This is a genomic window from Methylobacterium goesingense (genome assembly GCF_022179225.1).
In the GTDB taxonomy this organism is placed as follows: Bacteria; Pseudomonadota; Alphaproteobacteria; order Rhizobiales; family Beijerinckiaceae; genus Methylobacterium; species Methylobacterium goesingense.
Genome location: NZ_BPQL01000193.1, coordinates 1 through 16,849, shown reverse-complemented (window position 1 = coordinate 16,849; position 16,849 = coordinate 1). Strand labels below are relative to the sequence as shown.

Here is a 16,849-nt window from a genome sequence, read left to right as displayed (position 1 = left end):
CGAATTCGAGCCGCCATCCTCACCCGGCGAACAAAACGTGAATATGGTCATGCTTACAAAGCAAAGTTCATGTCGGCTTCAGAAGTAGCCCGAGCAGGTATCACCGTCGGGGAAAGGAGGGTGCCATGTCCGAGACGAACATTTTCGCTCCGACAGCAGAGGACCGGCCTTACCGTGTGCTGAGCCTCGATGGCGGCGGCATGCGCGGCACGTACACGGCCACCTACCTTGCGAAGCTATGCGAGACCTATGGCAAGCGCCGGGGTGGCGGAGCCCTCGATCTCGGAGCGGCATTCGATCTCATCACGGGCACCAGCACCGGCGGGATCATTGCCTGTGCCCTCGCGAAGGGCGTACCCCTCGGCGACGTCATCCAACTGTACCGGGACCATGGTGCCGGCATCTTCCCGCGCCGTCTGCCCGACGGGCTGCCCCGACTGCCGGGAGATCTGTTGAGGCGTCCGGCGGCCATCGCCTCAGGTGCCGAGGTTCTGAGGGGGGCCCTCGCGAAGCAGCTGGAGGCCACGACGGTCGGACAGATCTGGGCCGAGCGACGCATCGCCCTGTCCATCCCGGCCGTCGAGATGAGCCAGCACCGTGCCTGGGTCTTCAAGACACCCCATCTGCCGGACTCCAACCACAGGGACGATGCAACGTCCCTCGTAGACGTCTGCATGGCGACCACCGCCGCGCCGGTTTTCCGCTCAATGTCCGAGGTCGAGTACGAGGACGACGCAGGCAAGGGTCGCCGCGTCTTCGTCGACGGCGGCCTTTGGGCGAACAACCCGGTTCTGGTCGGTCTCATCGACGCGCTCGACATGACGCGGCCCGGCCAGGAGATCGAGGTCTTCTGTCTTGGAACATGTCCGACGCCGGCAGGTGAGCGGATCGGCTCGAACGAGCTTGACCGAGGCCTGCTCGAATGGCGCTTCGGTGGCAAGGCGGCCGAACTATCCATCGACGCTCAGCAATTCGCCTACGATCACATGGCGATGAAGATCGCACGTCATGTGGGCCGTCGCTGTTCCATCATTCGTTTCCCGAGCCAGAAAGTACCGGCGACCCTGCTGCCTTTCCTGGAGCTCGACGATACGCGCGCCGAGGCGATGGACGCCTTGATGGATCAGGCGCGGACCGACGCCGACATGACCAACAGCAAGTGCGCGTACCGGGCCACGGATACCGAAGCCGAACTCATCTGCCGCCTTTTCGAAACCGCTCCCCTCCGAGCGGCAGGCAGGCCCGTGACCGAATCCTGAGGCCCCCGGAAAGGATCCGCGATGTACGACTGCTCAGACGACGTTCTTGGCTACCACGGCGCCGAAGTCACGCTTCCCGACACGGAGCGCAAGACCATGCGCCAGCGCCGGGACACCAACAGGCAGCGTCTGCGGGATGGCCTCGCGCGGGATGAAAAACCCGCCGTCGAGGAATTCGCCGCCCAGGGAAGCTACGCCATGCGCACCATGCTGCGCCATCCGACGAACGACTACGACATCGACGATGGTGCTTACTTCTCGAAGGGGCTTTTGGTCGGGTCTCGCGGCGGCGAGATGAGCCCCCGCGAAGCCAAAGAAATGGTCCGCGACGCAGTAGATCACGGCTTCTTCGCCACCAAGCCGGAGGTCCGCAAAAACTGCGTCCGCATCATCTACGCCGCCGGCTACCACGTGGATATGCCGGTCTACCGCCGGGTGATCACGAAGGATTGGACCGGCAAGGAAGAGCAGCACTACGAGTTGGCGGCGAGTGCCGGCTGGAAGCGGTCGGATGCCCGGAACGTCACGAAGTGGTTCGACGACGAACGCAGAAAGTCCGGAGATGCGGTTCAAGTCCGTCGGATCGTGAGACTCGTCAAGAAGTTCGCTAGGAGCCGCGAAAGCTGGGGCAGTCAGATCCTGAGCGGCTTCGGGATAACGAAGCTCGTGACCGAAAAGTATCAATGCCACTCCGAGAGGCATGACAAGGCACTGTACTACACGATGCAGTCGATCCGCGACCGCCTGAACGCCTCGGAACGAGTTGATCACCCGACGACGCCGAACGAGACAATCACCAGCCATCCGGAGGGTTCCTATTGGAACGATCCGAAGTCAGCGTTCCTCAGGGACAAGCTGACGGATGCTCTGACGAAAATGGAACGCCTTTTCGCCCCCGATTGCACGCGAAAGGAGGCCCTGCAGTGCTGGGACAAGGTTTTCGGCACGGCTTACTTCATCGGTCGATATCAGGAGACTTCGGAGACGAAGCCGTCTTCATCCACAGGCCTTTCGTCCCCTTCGGTGCTTTCGTCGACCTTGCTGATCGGCCAGGGAACCGCGGCCTCCGGCGCGGTACGGAAGGAGGGTGGCGAGCGCCATGCCTGATCCGTCATCCGGGCGTTGGCAGTCGGCGGTCGACACGGTCCGGGGCCGATTGATGAAACTGCACGGCGTCCAACCCTTGGCGCTGGGAAGGACGGTCCTTTCCGGATACCACCACCAATGGCGGGTTGCCGCGGGTTGGAGGATGACCGTCGACTTCGGCGAGCCGACGCCTCGCAGGATGGACATCCTCATACCTCAGGGATTTCCGTTTGCCTGGCCGAGGATCGCTCTCGTCGACCGGCCACGATTTCTGACATGGCCTCACGTCGAGCGCGACGGCACCCTCTGTTTGTTGTCGAACAGGACGGAGGTGGATCCGGGCGATCCTGCCGGGGTCGTCGTCGACCTCGTCGGCAGGGCCTGCAGGCTCGTCCGAGACCTGATCGCCGGGGCCATGGTCGAGCGAGACTTCCGTGATGAGTTCCTGACCTACTGGCGCTACGACAAAAACATCAACGATAGCCGGTTGACCAGCATTCTAGCTGCGCAGGGCCCTTCCAGGGAGGTATGCATCTGGCAGGCGCCGAACATCCGGCTGATCGGCGAGACCGAGGGCGAGGTCAGGCGATGGCTTGGCAATCGTTTCGGGCCGCAGGCGTTGAGACGTCCCTACGCCCAAAGGGCGATGATGATCTGGCTCGATGAACCGATGCTGCCCTACGAGTACCCGAGGACCGCACGGGACCTGTTGATGCTGGCCGAGTCCGCTGGGCCGGATGTCTCGGCCCTCCTCTCAGACATCGCCCTGGCCCGGCAGGAAAACCTGACGACGGTCATCGGGGCCGTGGGCCGGTTCGGCCCGGGGTTGGTCACGGTGACGGTTCCGTCACCCGGACGTGGGAAGCTTCGACATGGCGTGTGTTCGGAACCGGTCGACCGAGGGTTCAGACCGTCGCACCTGCCGCTGGGTTTGCTGATCAATCGCACCTTCGGCATCGAACCCGTCTATCGCTCGGAACCGGCCCGTGCCGACGCGGCATGGATACATGGGCGCGGACAGGATTCCCGGTCCGCTCGGCTCAAGAGGGCCACCGTCACACTGCTGGGCTGTGGTTCGGTCGGCGCGCCGATTGCGGTGGCGCTGGCGCAAGCAGGGGTCGGTCGCATCAAGCTCGTGGACCACGACGAACTCGCCTGGGCCAATGTCGGGCGACATCCTCTCGGCGCAACCGCCGTCGGCAGGAACAAGGCGGTGTCCCTCGCCGCAAAGCTGCAGTCGGATTACCCGCACGGGAACTACGAGGCATTCCCCGTTCACGCCGCTGCCTTCCTGAACGACGTCGAAGGGAACTGGCTCGGGAGCGACCTCATCATCTCCGCCATGGGGTCCTGGCTCGCGGAGGCACAATTGAATGACCTACATTGTCTACACGGTCGACCCATGCCGGCAATCTATACCTGGACGGAGTCCAACGCCGCCGCTGGCCATGCGGTGGTCGTTGCAGGTCGTGGCGGCTGCTTGCGATGCGGCATCGGAAGGACTGGCGTGCCGGCATTTCAAGTTACGAGTTGGCCGGACGGTGGATCAGGCGCCTTGGAGGAACCTGCCTGCGGAGCCCACTATCAAGCCTATGGCCCCATAGAGCTCGGGTTCGTCACCGCCCTGACTGGTCAGACGGCGCTCGACGCCCTTTTAGGTAGGATCACTGCCTCACAGCATCGCATGTACGTAACGCGGCGAACTTTGCTGGAGGATGTGAGAGGTCGGTGGAGCGACGATTTCGTGGCCGAATACCCAGCGTACATACAGGGGGGCTGCACCCTGGAACGCGATTGGCCCGCTGACGCATGCCCCGGGTGCCGCCAGAGCGATTAGCTCCATGGATGACGTCCGCTAACGATTTCTCAGAGAAGCTCAATACACGGGACCGGACGGGCTACTTCAGCCGTATAGGCTAATAAGATGCTCACTCCCGCATATCCTAGTAGTGGATATCTGCCGCCTGGAACCCATGCACTGGGTCAGCTCCCGACCTAAACCGGCCGCCCGAGCTGTCTGTGGCGGTTTCCCAAAGCGGACCTTATTCGGCCCACCAGACTGTCGACACGGGGTATTGAGCACCTTCCGTGGTCATGCGCCGTCCGCCTGGTTATGATAGCAGGTAAGGCAAATCTTTTCTTCGTCTTCGTTTGTGCCAATAACATTCCCTAAGCAATCACCGGCTTCGCACTTAATGCGTTCTACAGCGTAATCGGCTTCGCACACTGAGCAAGTTATATTATTTTTATTTGCAAGAATCGCTGTCTTACAACTCTGTTCTTCGCCGCCGATTTCCCGTAAACATGCAATATCGCAGCATTTCCAGCAAATGTATTTGCGTTTGCTTTTCTCAAAACCATATATCACTTTATGTTGCGCTTTGGTCAGATATGGCGTCAGATGCTTTAGATCAAGCAACACCTCGGTATACTCGTTAAAATCATCATAAAATATCTGCATCCGATGATTTGATTGATAGCTAAGTTTGTCTTTAATCCACCTCCGATGAGGATAGAGCTCACGGTATTGATTTATAAGTACAGATATAAGTGCGGCAGGATCTAGTTTATCATCAAAACTACCCAGGTGATATATCTTATTTCTGTTACCTCGAATAAATTCATACATTGTCGTGAATTCGAGCTTTAACGGTTTCGGCTGAATGGCGTTATAAACGCGAACAAGATCTGACGCATCCAATGTTCTCAAATCGGTGAAATCAGCGTCCTCGCGTGCCCAATGTCGAACATCTGTGCCACTGAGCAGCAAAAATGGCGATATGGCACATATTTTCGATTTTAGACCAATTTCTTGACTTTGTTGAACGAGGGTATAGCCTAGTCGTAATTCGGGCTGTGATCTTTCTATAAACTCATTGAACTCGTCTGACATCGGTCCGCTTGAGATGGTCTGACCATCCTTGATTTCAAATTGAAATAATTCAGAGCTGCGCAAATCATCTAAGACCTGCATTATTTGATGCCATGCCAAAAAATAAAGCTGTAAAGCGCTTTCTTCCATAGCATCAGCGGCAGGAATATTTTTAATCATTGCACATCACTTCGTCCAACATCGAATGGCTTAAATTATTTGCCGCGAGAAGCCAATATGCAGAAAGTTATTCAACCTACGTACTGCTTGGCTTGGCGAAGTGACTGCCTCGAAGGGAGGCGGCCATTGGCTACGACGGGCTCGGCCGCGCGTGGTCGGAGCGGCATCAGCCTAGCCGGTCAGCAACGGGTGATGCCGCCATCCTCGCCATGATCTCCCCCATCGTGACAGGCCGCCAATCCCAGCAATCAACCCCGACGTCGAGGCTCGTCCGGGTGGCCGGGATGCCGCCGTGGGAATGGCCATACACGTGAAGGTCACCGTGCCAGGCATGGGGCCACGTCACGTGCGCGTAGTGGCTGGCCCAAAGCGCGACCCGCTCGGGCATGCCCGGATCCTGGACGAAGATCCTTTGGACGTCGACGACGGGTCCGGCCCATTCGAGACGTTCGCCCAGGCCGTGGTCGTGGTTGCCTCGGATCAGGTGGATGCGGCCGTGCAGGCGCGATTGGATGGATACGGCGTATTCCAGGGTGCACTTGTAGGCAAAGTCGCCGAGGTGCCAAACGATGTCGTCCGGTCTGACAGCCCTGTTCCAGGCGGCGACCAGGGCCTCATCATGGACCTCAATGCTTTCAAACGGCCGCGGTCGAGGCATGCGCGGACTTAGCAAGCCTCGATGACCGAAATGGGTATCCGCACAGAAAAATGTTCTAGGCATTCTCAGCCTCCGAAAAAGCGGAGGCCTCGTACGGGACGTAGCGCTCCGCGATTAGCGAGAAGGGTGGACGTCCCTGGATTTCATCGGACAAGTGCTCCTGTTGCGAATTATCGATCGCACCGCTTATGTTCCTCTGCAAGGCCAGTCGGACGGAATCCACCGTGAGAGTCGCCTGCTACCTAATCCCGCGTACGATGCTGGATGCTTCTTGTAAGGACGCATGACGATAGTGTGGTTGACATAGTCACGAATTCCTCAAATCACTGCCCTTGAAGTCTAGCACGATGCCAGTAAAAATGATTGTTTAGTCCCTCCTTTGATACATCGCCTCCATCGGATACTGCTGCCCAATCGCGCACTAGGATTTGATTTTCAAATTAATTCTATTTTTCCATGTCCTCGAATATAGAATGTGGCTGGAGGGATGGCCAATTAATGCTATGGAATCTGACCATCAGATTTGCTCCATAGGCAGGCTCGATGACTTTTGCCCAAGCAATTAGGCCACGAACATGATGGTAAATACCCGATATTGAAGTTCCCCGATTATTCGCATGATTATGAGGGCCATGCTTTTCGGATGTTAAAAAATGAAAGTGCATGCGTAGATTTTCTTTGAAATCCCGTGTTAATCGTGGCTCCTTGCCGTTGACTAACACGCCCAAAACTATGCGCCTAGAACCAGGCCCCCGAACAGCTGTTTTCCGCAAATTTGGTTGAAATCCCTCTCTTGATAACTCGCGGAGAATGCTGCGTTTGACTTTATCGATCGTTGGTTTGGTTCTATTTTTACATGAGAAAACAAGATCGTCAGCGTATCGAGTATATATCATACCGTTCTTGGCGGCGAGCGCAATTAAACGCTCGTCCAGCGCACGCATGGCAAGATTGGAAAGCATTGGACTTGTAGGCGCTCCCTGAGGCAAAACCCCTTCGCGGTCATGCTGATATTGCGAAATGACCGGCCAACGCGCCGAATACGATGCAGCTCGTTTAATTGTTCCCGGCAAAACACAAGTCACAATTCTAGCTAATTCGAACGATAATAATCGTGGATAGCCAGCCTTATAGAATATTTCAGCGATCCTTCCCTCGGAGATGGCATGAAAAAAATCTTGTACGTCAATTTTTATCAACCATTCACAGCCACAATGCTGCTCTGCGGCGAACCGAGGATTGCTGCCTGGATGATAGGCATAACTAGCACTAGACGGTGATAAGTGACGGAGAATATTGTTTGATATCCATCGCTGCAACTTAGAAAGATTTGCAGGAGGAATGCTTATAAGCCGATAACGATTTCTTCCTGGCAATTTTTTAGAGATCCGGAAATGTCTATAATTGACTTTACGTCTTACAATATAACGCAAATAACCATATTTGACTTGAGTTAGATGAGCTAAATGACGCAATGTAAAAACTGCGGGCAAACTAGGACTACTTGCTTGTAGACGCTTGATTGTCGCAATTGCATTGTCAAGCGTGATTTCGTCAACGCCGAGGCTGCGCCCTTCTGATCGGTATCGCTGAGGGTTCGGTAAGTTCATCTACTTTGGCCCACTTGGGTGGGTGAAACAGCGAGCATCGCCCAAGACGGCGCGAGGTGATGCTTGCTGTAACGCGCAGCGTAATAGGGACGCTCCGCTTTCCGAGCACCTGAAATCCGGCGCTCCAGTTCCTTCAAGAACCGTCGTCGCTTCCGCGACGCATTCCTAGATAGAATCACCGATCCCTCAGCTGCGTCGGATAATAGTATGGGCGAAAAGAAAAGGGAAGCTCGGGGCTACGGCGTCGACGGTCTCTTAGACGGCTTAATTCACGCCTTCCTAGTGGAGTTAGAGCCCCACGTGTCGAGACCCAATGTGCATCTACTCCACGGGTGAGCACGTCCTCGACTTCATCAAGCCTAAGTCCCGAATAAGATGATATATCTTGCGAAGAATGCAAACCTCCAGCTATGGATTTTAAAACGACCATTGTTGTGATCCATTGACGACTTTTTATGTTACCAAGATAATTCTGAGCATCGCGAACTCCGAGCAATCTACCAATACGTCTCGCTATCATATCTGACTCGCTTGACGGAAAATTTCTACCTACCAAGACTGTGCTTCTGCCTTTGAATAAAGGTATCCATCCCCTGGCGGTGGAATGCAAAATACGCGGGCTATTATTTGGCGCTCCGTGCTCAAAGGCGATGAGGGCACCTGTATTTCTATGTCCTAATGGAGAACTATGTTTTCCAGGGAACTTTTTGCAAAGAGCAACAATGTCATCGAAAATCTTTCCGCGAAAAACTGTTCGCACTGTTGGGCACCCTACAACAAAACGGACATCTGGATGCAACGGACTTTTATTGACCGCTCTAAGACCCGCATGCGTGCTTGAGTAAGCTACCACGTAGTATTTTATCTTGGGGTAAGACCCCCAACTGCGTAGAGTGGCAACTGCCCTAAAAGCTTCGAGCATCTGGAATATTCTTTGACCCGACCCTATCAAGTCGGTGACTATAACGATAGCTCCCGTGCGGCCGTTGCGAAGCTCATCGGGGCCAGGATGCGATAGAATACGCCCTTCTGTTGAGCGCATAAAATTGGTAATCAAATTAGCAATTGATCCTTCGCTGCCGACGTCCTGTTTGGTAGGGTCAACTATAATAGGCGGCGCTCCATGGCCCGTGGCCCGCCCGCGAGCAGTACCAGGCCAAAAGGCTTCTATTTTCTTCGTTCCGTCAGGAAGGCTGATAATACTAACTTCTCGTTCTGCGTAAAGAGCAACTGAACGCCCCGGATCTGTTTGTTCCTCTAATATGCAAGAGATTTTCTCGTTTATGTTCTGAGCGAACATGCTGCTGCTTATAAGCAATATTTCATCAATTAGAGATGCCGCTATTCTACGGTCTGCTGCGTTAAATCGGCTATCGAGCCAGCTTGAGCCAAATTCAGTATTTGACAATTTTGTCAATGTAATTATTTCTTTCATTAAATCACTCTAAATGATATTTTTTAGAGGGTTGAGTGTTGGACTCATTTTGTCTGTGCCCCGAGCCGGTGACGGTCGGTTATCGGAGAGGCATCACCCGAGCCGGCAGAACGCAGTATTGCAGCGAGTGTCGTCTTGCCCCTGCCATTCTCGGCGTAAAGCAATGTCAGTTTTTTAAATTTTAATGCGCTTGTCGAAACGCTATCGAAATGTCCGGTATTTCGCAGAAGTTGAATTTGTTCGATCAAGGCTGAATACCCCCACGAGCACGTACGCGAAAACGCAATTCTCAAGCTGCAAAAGCCTAATCAATCAACTAAATATTTAGCGTAATAGGTCGTTGTGATTGCAGGCAATATGGTATGGAAAGCGGAACTTTACAATTAAAAGACGTTTAATGCTTTCATGTCAACCTCGGCCTGACGGTGTGCGGTCCAAGCTGCGATGTATTGTGGAGCGGGTGACGTACGCGAGGATTTCACATCTGAAGCTAACTTTTGCAGATCGGCAGTCGTCTGGCGCAACCTCTGAACGAGATCCGTCCTACTTTTCATGACGTCAGCTTTTATGGCCGCTACGTCTTGTGGATCTACCGGCTTGCTGGGATCGAAGGCGAACTTTGCTTCGACTGTACCTCGCCACTTGATTATGTTGTTTGCTGTTGCTGGTCCGAAACCGCGTATCGCCACGATCTTGTTGTAGTCGGCGTCGGCTGCCGTCTCGATGCCATAGGAACGAAGAGTTAGCTTGCGAGCCTCCCCAACCCCTGAGACCTTTGCTTGAGCGATCTTGAACCGCTCTAGATGCCTCTGCATCTGCAGATCGCGTCGCTTTGCATCCAAGGCCTCGACGCGACGGGCTTCCTCACCAGGGAGGTTCTGCACCTGCTGGATAAGCGTTTCTGCGTCCTGCCTTGCCTTCAGGAAGGTAGCATTGCCGGCCGACAGTTCGAACTGCCGCTTGGCCGTCTCCCATTCTGCCTGCGATGCTTTCGCGGCCTTGCTCAAGGTCCCCACGATCTCCGGAGGGCTGAACATCAAGCCGAAAGCCACGATCAGGGCGATGATCCCGAAAAGCGCCCCTCCGCCGCCCAAACTGAACAGCCCGACGCCCGCGAAGCCGCTCACCACTCCGGCAAACCTCCGGCCTACCCGCGAACGCCCGGCGCCTTTCGTCGCCGGACTCGGTACGAGATTGGGTAAGGCAGGCATGAGCTTGGCCAGATCTGGGGCAGGCCCAGGATCCGGAATGCCGCGAATGGCGGCGATGAGTTGGCCCAGGTCGATAGGCGCGCCGCCGGGAGTGCTCGCCGATACCATCGGGACGAAGGCAACGAAGCCAGGAAAACCCCGCTCCATTCGACACCAGGGGCAGCCGGTTGCCTGGCGGAAGTGATGGTGGCTGGCGCTTTGATTGCACTTGACCAAGTCGGCCTCGGCTCGGTCGAGGAGCCCGACCCAGTCGGAGGCGGTCGGCCTACCGGATGGGCTGACCCCGAGGGGTCCGAAGGCTCGCTCGAAGGCATCCGCAAGCGGTAGCGGCAGGTCCACCAACGTCGGCACGTGCGGCGGGGGTTCCATCTGCGTCGCCGCACGACGGTTCGAGTAGGCGAAACGGTACTCCCTGATCGAGCGCTCGATATCCGGCATGTCGCCGGCCCCCTTGAACCGTCCAACGAACGGGAACCGGCCCATGAAGAGCGTCATGAAGACGAGCGTCGCCAACCCGAACGCATCATGGTTCGCCGTTCGTAGGACACCCTCGAAGGATTGGCCCTGAAGCTCGGGGGGCGTGAAATCGGGAGTGCCGACCTTGCACGGGAAAACCTTCCCGGCCGCCTTGAACTGAAACGAGTCGCTGTCGATCAGCGTGATGGTGGCGTCAGAGGCGACCATGACCACCGAGTGGTTTACGTCACCGACCACGCATCCCGATGCATGAACGCTTGCCATGGCCCGTGCGACGTTCGCCATGGCGCGCACCAGCAGTGGGAACGTCGCCGAAGGGAACGCTGTCTTCCGGCTGCTGGGCGAGTAGAGCTCGTGGACCTCTTTCCGGTTGCTGGCCTTCCGCATCGTGAAGCCGGCGAACGTGCCCGACCGCATGTCGAAGAGGGCATCCAATGGGTAGGCCACGAACTGGTTGGTCGCGTGCAGGCGCGCATCCACCATGGCGAGCACCTTGTTCTCGCGCCCGGCTGCAAGGCCCGCCTTGTAGATCTTGGCCGCGAGTTCGCCTGGTCCCTCGACGGAACTGACGGTTCCCTCGCCGCCCTGACCCAGAGGGGCGCTCAGCCTTACGGTTGCTCCGGATCTCGTTCGATACTGCAGGACGCTCATGCCGGGATGGGCTCAATCGATCCTGGCCGTGGCCAATGAGGCGGCGATGCCGCGCGGGATACGGCGAGCCAGCACCAGGGTCTTGTCGTCCTCGGTGCGATCCGTGACCTGCGCGCTATCGAGGAAGTTCCTGAGGTCCATGGATAGGCGGCGCTGCCGTCCCTCGGACGTCCGGCGAAGGACTGGAAACATGCTCTCGAAGAAGCGGTCGAACGCGACCCTCGCACCGAAATCCAGGGCGAGGCGCTCCATGCCATCGGTGAAGACGGCGACTTCCTCGATGCGTCCGTCGAGCGCGACGACGTTGACCCGCGGTTCCGGATCATCGGTCACGAAGTAGGTCGTAGCCGCATATTCTCCCTGTGCCGGCCAGCTTGGTACGCGCCATTCCGTTTCACCCTCGATACGGCACGCGCAGGCCCCATCGCCCACATGAACGACCACAGCGGCATCGTCCGCGATGATGGCACCCACCATCGTCGCGGCGAAAGATCGAGGCATGTCACCGAGGACATTGGCACGACGGTTGATGCGGTCGCGGATCTCGTCGAGCCAATCCCGTGCCCTGGCCTCGTCGACGGCAGACACGCTGCCACCTGCCCGCAGGAAAGTCGTAACGGCCTGGCAGAAACCTCGGGCGACCATGGCCGAACCGTACCGCGATAGCTTCGCGCTGCCGGCCCCGTCGGAAACCACAGCGACCAACGCGGAGCCGGTCGGGGTCCGAACCTCGATGCATGCGCCGGCATCGTCGCACGGGGCCTCCTCCCTGGCATGGGAGGTCCCGATGGCGCAGGCACCGATCCAACTCCACTGAGCCTTCGATGTCATCCGGCGACTGCCCAGCCGCTGGGCCCGGTCGGGTTCGAAAGGGCGGGGGTGTCATCGATGCGAGACTTCGAGACCGCCGACAGGGAGGCGGATAGCCACTTGAACAGATCCCGGAAGCGAAGGCCGTCCAGTTGCAGTGGCTCGCGCACGCTGATCTGCTTCAGGACCTCGAAGTTGGCCCCTTTCACCCCCACCGCAAAAAACATGAATGCCTTTGCATCCTCTCCCTCGCGGATGAGTTGCGAGGCTCGCGACACCGAGTCGGTCGGGCCACCATCCGTGATGAGGAAAACCCATGGGCGGTAATACCCGATGCCATTGCTCTTGTAGGCATCCTTGCGGGAACGGAGCAGGGACAGGGATTGCTCGATGGCGGCACCCATCGGGGTGTCTCCGACGACCGACAGCGTCGGCGCATGGAAGTGTTGGACGCCGACGAAATCCATCTCGACCTTGACCGGGCCGAAGGTGACGATCGCCACGTCGACACGCTTGGCTGCGAGTGAGTCCGCGAAAAGCTCATCCCGAAAGACTTGCAGGCCGGCGTTTAGCTCCTGGATCGGCCTTCCTCCCATCGAACCGGAGTTGTCGAGCAGAAGGATCACCGGGCACCGGTTCTCGGGGTTTTCGGCGAACTCGACGCTGCCGAAGGGTCGTTGATCGTAGTTCTCATCGCTCATCGGTATGCCTTTTGAGGATCGATCTCGCTCGATGGATACAGTCAGATTCGGTGCAATCCATCCAGCCCCAGCGCTACCTTAGGGGTGCTCCTGATTGCGATGTCGAGCTTCTTTGGTGAGGAGGAACACACCGGAGGCTTGGTGCCCGATTGTAACATGTACGGGGAACGCTACGCGCTACGTGGCCTCGTCGAGGTCGCATTCGGAACCCGGTGCGGGTGTCCCTAAGGCCCCGCGGGGCGGTTGTGCGCGGGATCCACAGCTCTCGAACATGATCGAACTCGCGTATCGAATTAAGCTTGCTCGAACACTTGGATGTTCCTATGTCGTTCTCGATCCCCGATGGAGATCGGTCGCAAGCCCGTTGGACACACGAGAGGAGGACGAGTTCATGCATGCCGACCGTCGCCTCATAGCCATGACGCGCTTGCCCGCCCCAGGCAGCCACCCGCTTCCCCTCTCCGTCGACGAGGCCTGACCGGCGCACCTGCGCCTGCTCGCCTCCATCCCGAGGCGACCGTCATGTCCGACATCCCGACCCCACCCGTTCGTCCCTACCCCTCGTTCGAGGACCCGCCTCCACGTGCGGCCTGCACCGACGCCCTGCTCGGCAGGGTGATCCGTCGGCTGTTCGAGGTCGGCGCACGCCACGAGGATGGCCTCGCCGGCGCCCTGCATGCCGTCCTGGCGACGCTGGATCACCGCATGACCGCGGCCGGCAAGCCGTCGCGCTGACGACCGGGAAAACCATCCCCACCACGACGCCCCCCCAATCCAGGACTCCCGATGAAACCGCGAAAACCAGCCAGCCCACACCCTTCCCGACCACCCCCACGAGGCCTGACCGGCGCGCTCGATTGAGCCCGGCTGCCTCACCGGAGGCAGCCATGACGAACTTCCCAAAGCCCCCCACCAAGTCCGCCGCCAAGGCCACCGCCGCCAAGGCCACCGCCACCAAGGGCAAGCCTGCCCCGCAGGCGAAGGCGGGCCTGAAGGCGAGGCTCGCTCCAGGGATGCTTAAGCCCTCGGCCGACAGCCTCGAAGATTTCCTCAACGACCTCCCGGACAACCGGGCTCCCATCGACCAGATGGAGCATGAGATCCGGTCTTCGCGCTTCTACCTCGCCCTGCATTCGCTGAACGAAGCCGTCTCGAACCAGGACCGGATGCGCATGCTGCGCTTCGGTGGGGCAGGGGTCGTGATCCAGGTGCCAAGCGCGGACTGGGTGCCGGCGATGCGTATGGCAGCGGAGAAGCTGACACGCTTCAATCACGTCTGCGCCAGGACCGGCAATCAGCGCAGTTCCGACAAGCCGGACCAGGGAAATTCCGAGGTGGCCGACTTCCTCGGGGCCTCGGGCCGCGTCCTCGGCATCTCACAGTCACCCGACCAGTACCTGCCGTCGGCCCTGATTTCCGCCGCGGACGTCCGGATCAAGATCGGCGCGCCCTCGAACTCGGTCATCCGCAGGGCCATCCTCAGCATCACCGGCAACAGAGCCGGTCGCATGCCCAAGAACATCGCCCAGGGCCTCTCCTTCGACGTCCTCGCCGCATGCCTAAGGAAGGGAACGTCCGCTGGGGCGTGCGTCCGCCGCCTCGTCGCGGCCTCGAAGGCCAACTCCACCATCGATCCTACCCTCGCCGGCGTCCCGCTGCTGAAGGACATCCATGGCTACGGGCGTGCAGGCGAGTACGCCCGAACGCTCGCCGAAGATTTTTCCGAGTGGAAGGCAGGTCGACGCGCCTGGAACTCGCTGGAGGTTTCATGCCTGCTGGCTGGCAACCCCGGAACTGGCAAGACAACGCTGGTGAGGAGTATCGCAAAGACACTGAATATCCCCCTAATCAATACGTCGGTCGCAGCCTGGTTCGCGTCGACGAACGGCTATCTCAACGAGATCATCAAGGAAATCGACCGCGTTTTCCTGGCAGCGTCCCAAAATTCCCCGGTGGTGCTCTTCGTAGATGAGTGCGACGCCCTCCCGTCCCGTCTAGGCCTAGGATCTCGTAACCGCGACTACTGGATGCCTCTGATCAATCACTGCCTAACGACGTTCGAGGCAGCCGTTTCCGGAAATCGCGGTCAGATCATCCTGATCGGCGCGACCAATTTTCCGGAGCTGATCGATCCCGCGCTGCTGAGGCCGGGTCGCCTCGGCCGGGTCATCACCGTCGAGCCGCCCGATGCCGACGGCCTGGCCGGCATCATCCGCCAGCACCTCGGTCCCGACGCCCTCGACGGCGTCGACCTGACCGTTCCGGCGACCCTGGGCGTCGGGGCGACAGGCGCGCAGGCCACCGCCTGGGTGGCAGGGGCCCAGCGACGGGCACGGGATGCGGGGCGCGCCATGACGCTCGACGACCTCATCCGCCAGATCGCACCGCCCGATCCGCGTTCCGACACGGAGATCCTCGCCGCCTCATACCACGAGGCATCGCACGCCGTTGCGGTTTTGGGGCTCGGGGTCGGAGAGATCGTCTCCCTGTCCAACGTTCTCATCTCCGGCCAAGGCGGTCTGACCAGGACCAAGCTCAACCAAGGCACCACCATGACGAAGGCCTTCGTCGAAACCTACGTCGTCTCCGTCCTCGCGGGCCGGGCCGGGGACAAGGTCTTCGGCGAGGTGAATTCCGGCAGCGGCGGCGCCTATGCCAGCGACCTCGGCATGGCGACGACCATGCTGGCCGCGATGCACTGCTCCCTCGGCCTGGGCGGAACGCTCCTCCATCTCGCAGCGGAAAACGAGGCCCGGGACTTCCTCCGGAACGACCTCGACCTCAGGCGGCGGGTGGAGAGCGACCTGAACCGGCTTTTCGAGGTCGCCGTCACCTTCGTCGAGGCCCGGCGGGACACCATCGAGACCCTGGCCCGGCGGCTCGTGGAAGCCCGCATCATGCCCGGCGACGAAGTCCGGCGCGTGATCGCCCAAGCCGGCTCGCGCCCTGACATCCTCGCCACCCTGGGAGGTCATGATGGGTGAGGCCGATCACACCGAACTCGTGGCGGAAATCGTCAGGAGGCTTCTCCGTACCCGCCTTATCCTTGACGAGGAGGAATTCGACTTCCTCGCCGGCGAGATCCTGTTCTCGATGGGGGCCGCCGCCATGCGCAAGGCCGAAGACCGCGCGAGGTCAGTGCGTCGGAGTGCCGAAAGTGGGTCGCTGCCCAACGTCATTCCTTTTCCTGGGCCTGCCAGGGACGCACGCGTCGGCAGCGTCGGGGATCCATCCAAGGGGAATCGGTGACATGAGGCGATCCGACCGAGATGTCGGCGGACCGTCGAGCCGGAACGGCTGTCCCAACGCCGTGCGGCACGCCATGCAGATAAAAAAAATGCATCCGAGGCGAAAAAAGTTGTCGCGGATGTGCCGCGACGCGACCTCGACGTGGTGGGCGCCTGGCCGATTCCCCATTTGGAATCGCTAGGCTTTTGAGCAAGCTTAGCTGTTCGTTTTTTGAGATTTGCTAGTTCTGGCCAAATAGTTACAACCAGTCGACGAAGACGGGCCGCCGAAACGGAGGCGCTTCAAAGTCATCGTCTGCGGTGCAATCGATACCGCAAAGCCGACCCCGACACCGGAGCGAGACCGATGCTAACGAAACCGCGGCACCAAACGAAACGAGCGCTTCAAGCCTAGGCTCAAAGCGCTCGTAAACCGTCGACGGCTCTCAGGCTTGGCAGCAAACAGCCGTCGATCAATCCCGCCTCGCGGCGGACCGCACGTACGTCGCCGTAAGCGCAGGCGACAGTCACCGCATGTTTTGCAGCCGATGGCAAGCGCCACCGGGGTGATGTCCTGCGCCAACGGCACCGATCAGGTGACCGAAATGGCATCCCAAAATTCCAATGCCCGTGCCGGTGCTCCCGGTGCGCATTGTCCGACGTCAGCACCTG

13 protein-coding genes are annotated in these 16,849 nt (G+C 58.9%); 6 read left to right on the top strand and 7 right to left on the bottom strand.

Annotated features, from left to right (window positions below; all coding sequences use genetic code 11):
• The first annotated feature begins 125 nt into the window (after window positions 1-125).
• The 3 genes from MFF30_RS24330 (at window position 126) to MFF30_RS24320 (ending at window position 4,182) form a co-directional block, all read left to right on the top strand.
• Window positions 126-1,259 carry a CBASS cGAMP-activated phospholipase gene (locus MFF30_RS24330; protein ID WP_238282760.1) on the top strand — a complete coding sequence of 378 codons (1,134 nt, stop codon included), beginning with the start codon at window positions 126-128 and terminating at the stop codon, window positions 1,257-1,259.
• Window positions 1,260-1,280: 21 nt separating this feature from the next.
• Window positions 1,281-2,366: a cyclic GMP-AMP synthase DncV-like nucleotidyltransferase gene (locus MFF30_RS24325; RefSeq protein WP_238282758.1), complete on the top strand. Its 1,086-nt coding sequence runs from the start codon at window positions 1,281-1,283 to the stop codon at window positions 2,364-2,366.
• 142 nt (window positions 2,367-2,508) lie between these two features.
• The gene (locus tag MFF30_RS24320) at window positions 2,509-4,182 is read left to right on the top strand and encodes a ThiF family adenylyltransferase (RefSeq protein WP_238282756.1); all 1,674 of its coding nucleotides are present in this window, start codon (window positions 2,509-2,511) and stop codon (window positions 4,180-4,182) included.
• 255 nt (window positions 4,183-4,437) lie between these two features.
• On the opposite strand, the gene MFF30_RS24315 is transcribed toward MFF30_RS24320, so the two are convergent.
• From MFF30_RS24315 to MFF30_RS24285, 7 genes are all read right to left on the bottom strand, one after another.
• Window positions 4,438-5,397: a hypothetical protein gene (locus MFF30_RS24315; RefSeq protein WP_238282753.1), complete on the bottom strand. Its 960-nt coding sequence runs from the start codon at window positions 5,395-5,397 to the stop codon at window positions 4,438-4,440.
• Between the two features lie 166 nt (window positions 5,398-5,563).
• Complete coding sequence (locus MFF30_RS24310; RefSeq protein WP_238282752.1) at window positions 5,564-6,118, bottom strand: metallophosphoesterase; 555 nt, start codon at window positions 6,116-6,118, stop codon at window positions 5,564-5,566.
• A 383-nt stretch (window positions 6,119-6,501) separates the two neighbouring features.
• Window positions 6,502-7,665, bottom strand: coding sequence for a reverse transcriptase family protein (locus tag MFF30_RS24305; RefSeq protein ID WP_238282751.1), 1,164 nt, complete (start codon window positions 7,663-7,665; stop codon window positions 6,502-6,504).
• A gap of 175 nt (window positions 7,666-7,840) precedes the next feature.
• Window positions 7,841-9,100: a phosphoribosyltransferase-like protein gene (locus MFF30_RS24300; protein ID WP_238282750.1), complete on the bottom strand. Its 1,260-nt coding sequence runs from the start codon at window positions 9,098-9,100 to the stop codon at window positions 7,841-7,843.
• Window positions 9,101-9,483: 383 nt separating this feature from the next.
• Window positions 9,484-11,439, bottom strand: a complete 1,956-nt coding sequence (locus MFF30_RS24295; protein WP_238282749.1) for a helix-hairpin-helix domain-containing protein — start codon at window positions 11,437-11,439, stop codon at window positions 9,484-9,486.
• 12 nt (window positions 11,440-11,451) lie between these two features.
• Entirely contained in the window at window positions 11,452-12,270 is an 819-nt protein-coding gene (locus tag MFF30_RS24290) for a PP2C family serine/threonine-protein phosphatase (RefSeq protein ID WP_238282747.1), read from the bottom strand.
• Window positions 12,267-12,950 carry a vWA domain-containing protein gene (locus tag MFF30_RS24285; RefSeq protein WP_163644247.1) on the bottom strand — a complete coding sequence of 228 codons (684 nt, stop codon included), beginning with the start codon at window positions 12,948-12,950 and terminating at the stop codon, window positions 12,267-12,269. The genes MFF30_RS24290 and MFF30_RS24285 overlap by 4 nt, the downstream gene beginning before the upstream one ends.
• Before the next feature lie 522 nt (window positions 12,951-13,472).
• Here MFF30_RS24285 and MFF30_RS24280 point away from each other — a divergent pair.
• The 3 genes from MFF30_RS24280 to MFF30_RS24270 all read left to right on the top strand — a co-directional run bounded on the left by MFF30_RS24280 (window position 13,473) and on the right by MFF30_RS24270 (window position 16,199).
• A complete protein-coding gene (locus tag MFF30_RS24280; protein WP_238282746.1) occupies window positions 13,473-13,685 on the top strand; it encodes a hypothetical protein in 213 nt (70 codons plus the stop codon).
• Between the two features lie 152 nt (window positions 13,686-13,837).
• The gene (locus MFF30_RS24275) at window positions 13,838-15,934 is read left to right on the top strand and encodes an AAA family ATPase (RefSeq protein WP_238282745.1); all 2,097 of its coding nucleotides are present in this window, start codon (window positions 13,838-13,840) and stop codon (window positions 15,932-15,934) included.
• Window positions 15,924-16,199: a hypothetical protein gene (locus MFF30_RS24270; protein ID WP_238282744.1), complete on the top strand. Its 276-nt coding sequence runs from the start codon at window positions 15,924-15,926 to the stop codon at window positions 16,197-16,199. Before MFF30_RS24275 ends, MFF30_RS24270 begins: the two co-directional genes overlap by 11 nt.
• Window positions 16,200-16,849: the final 650 nt, after the last annotated feature.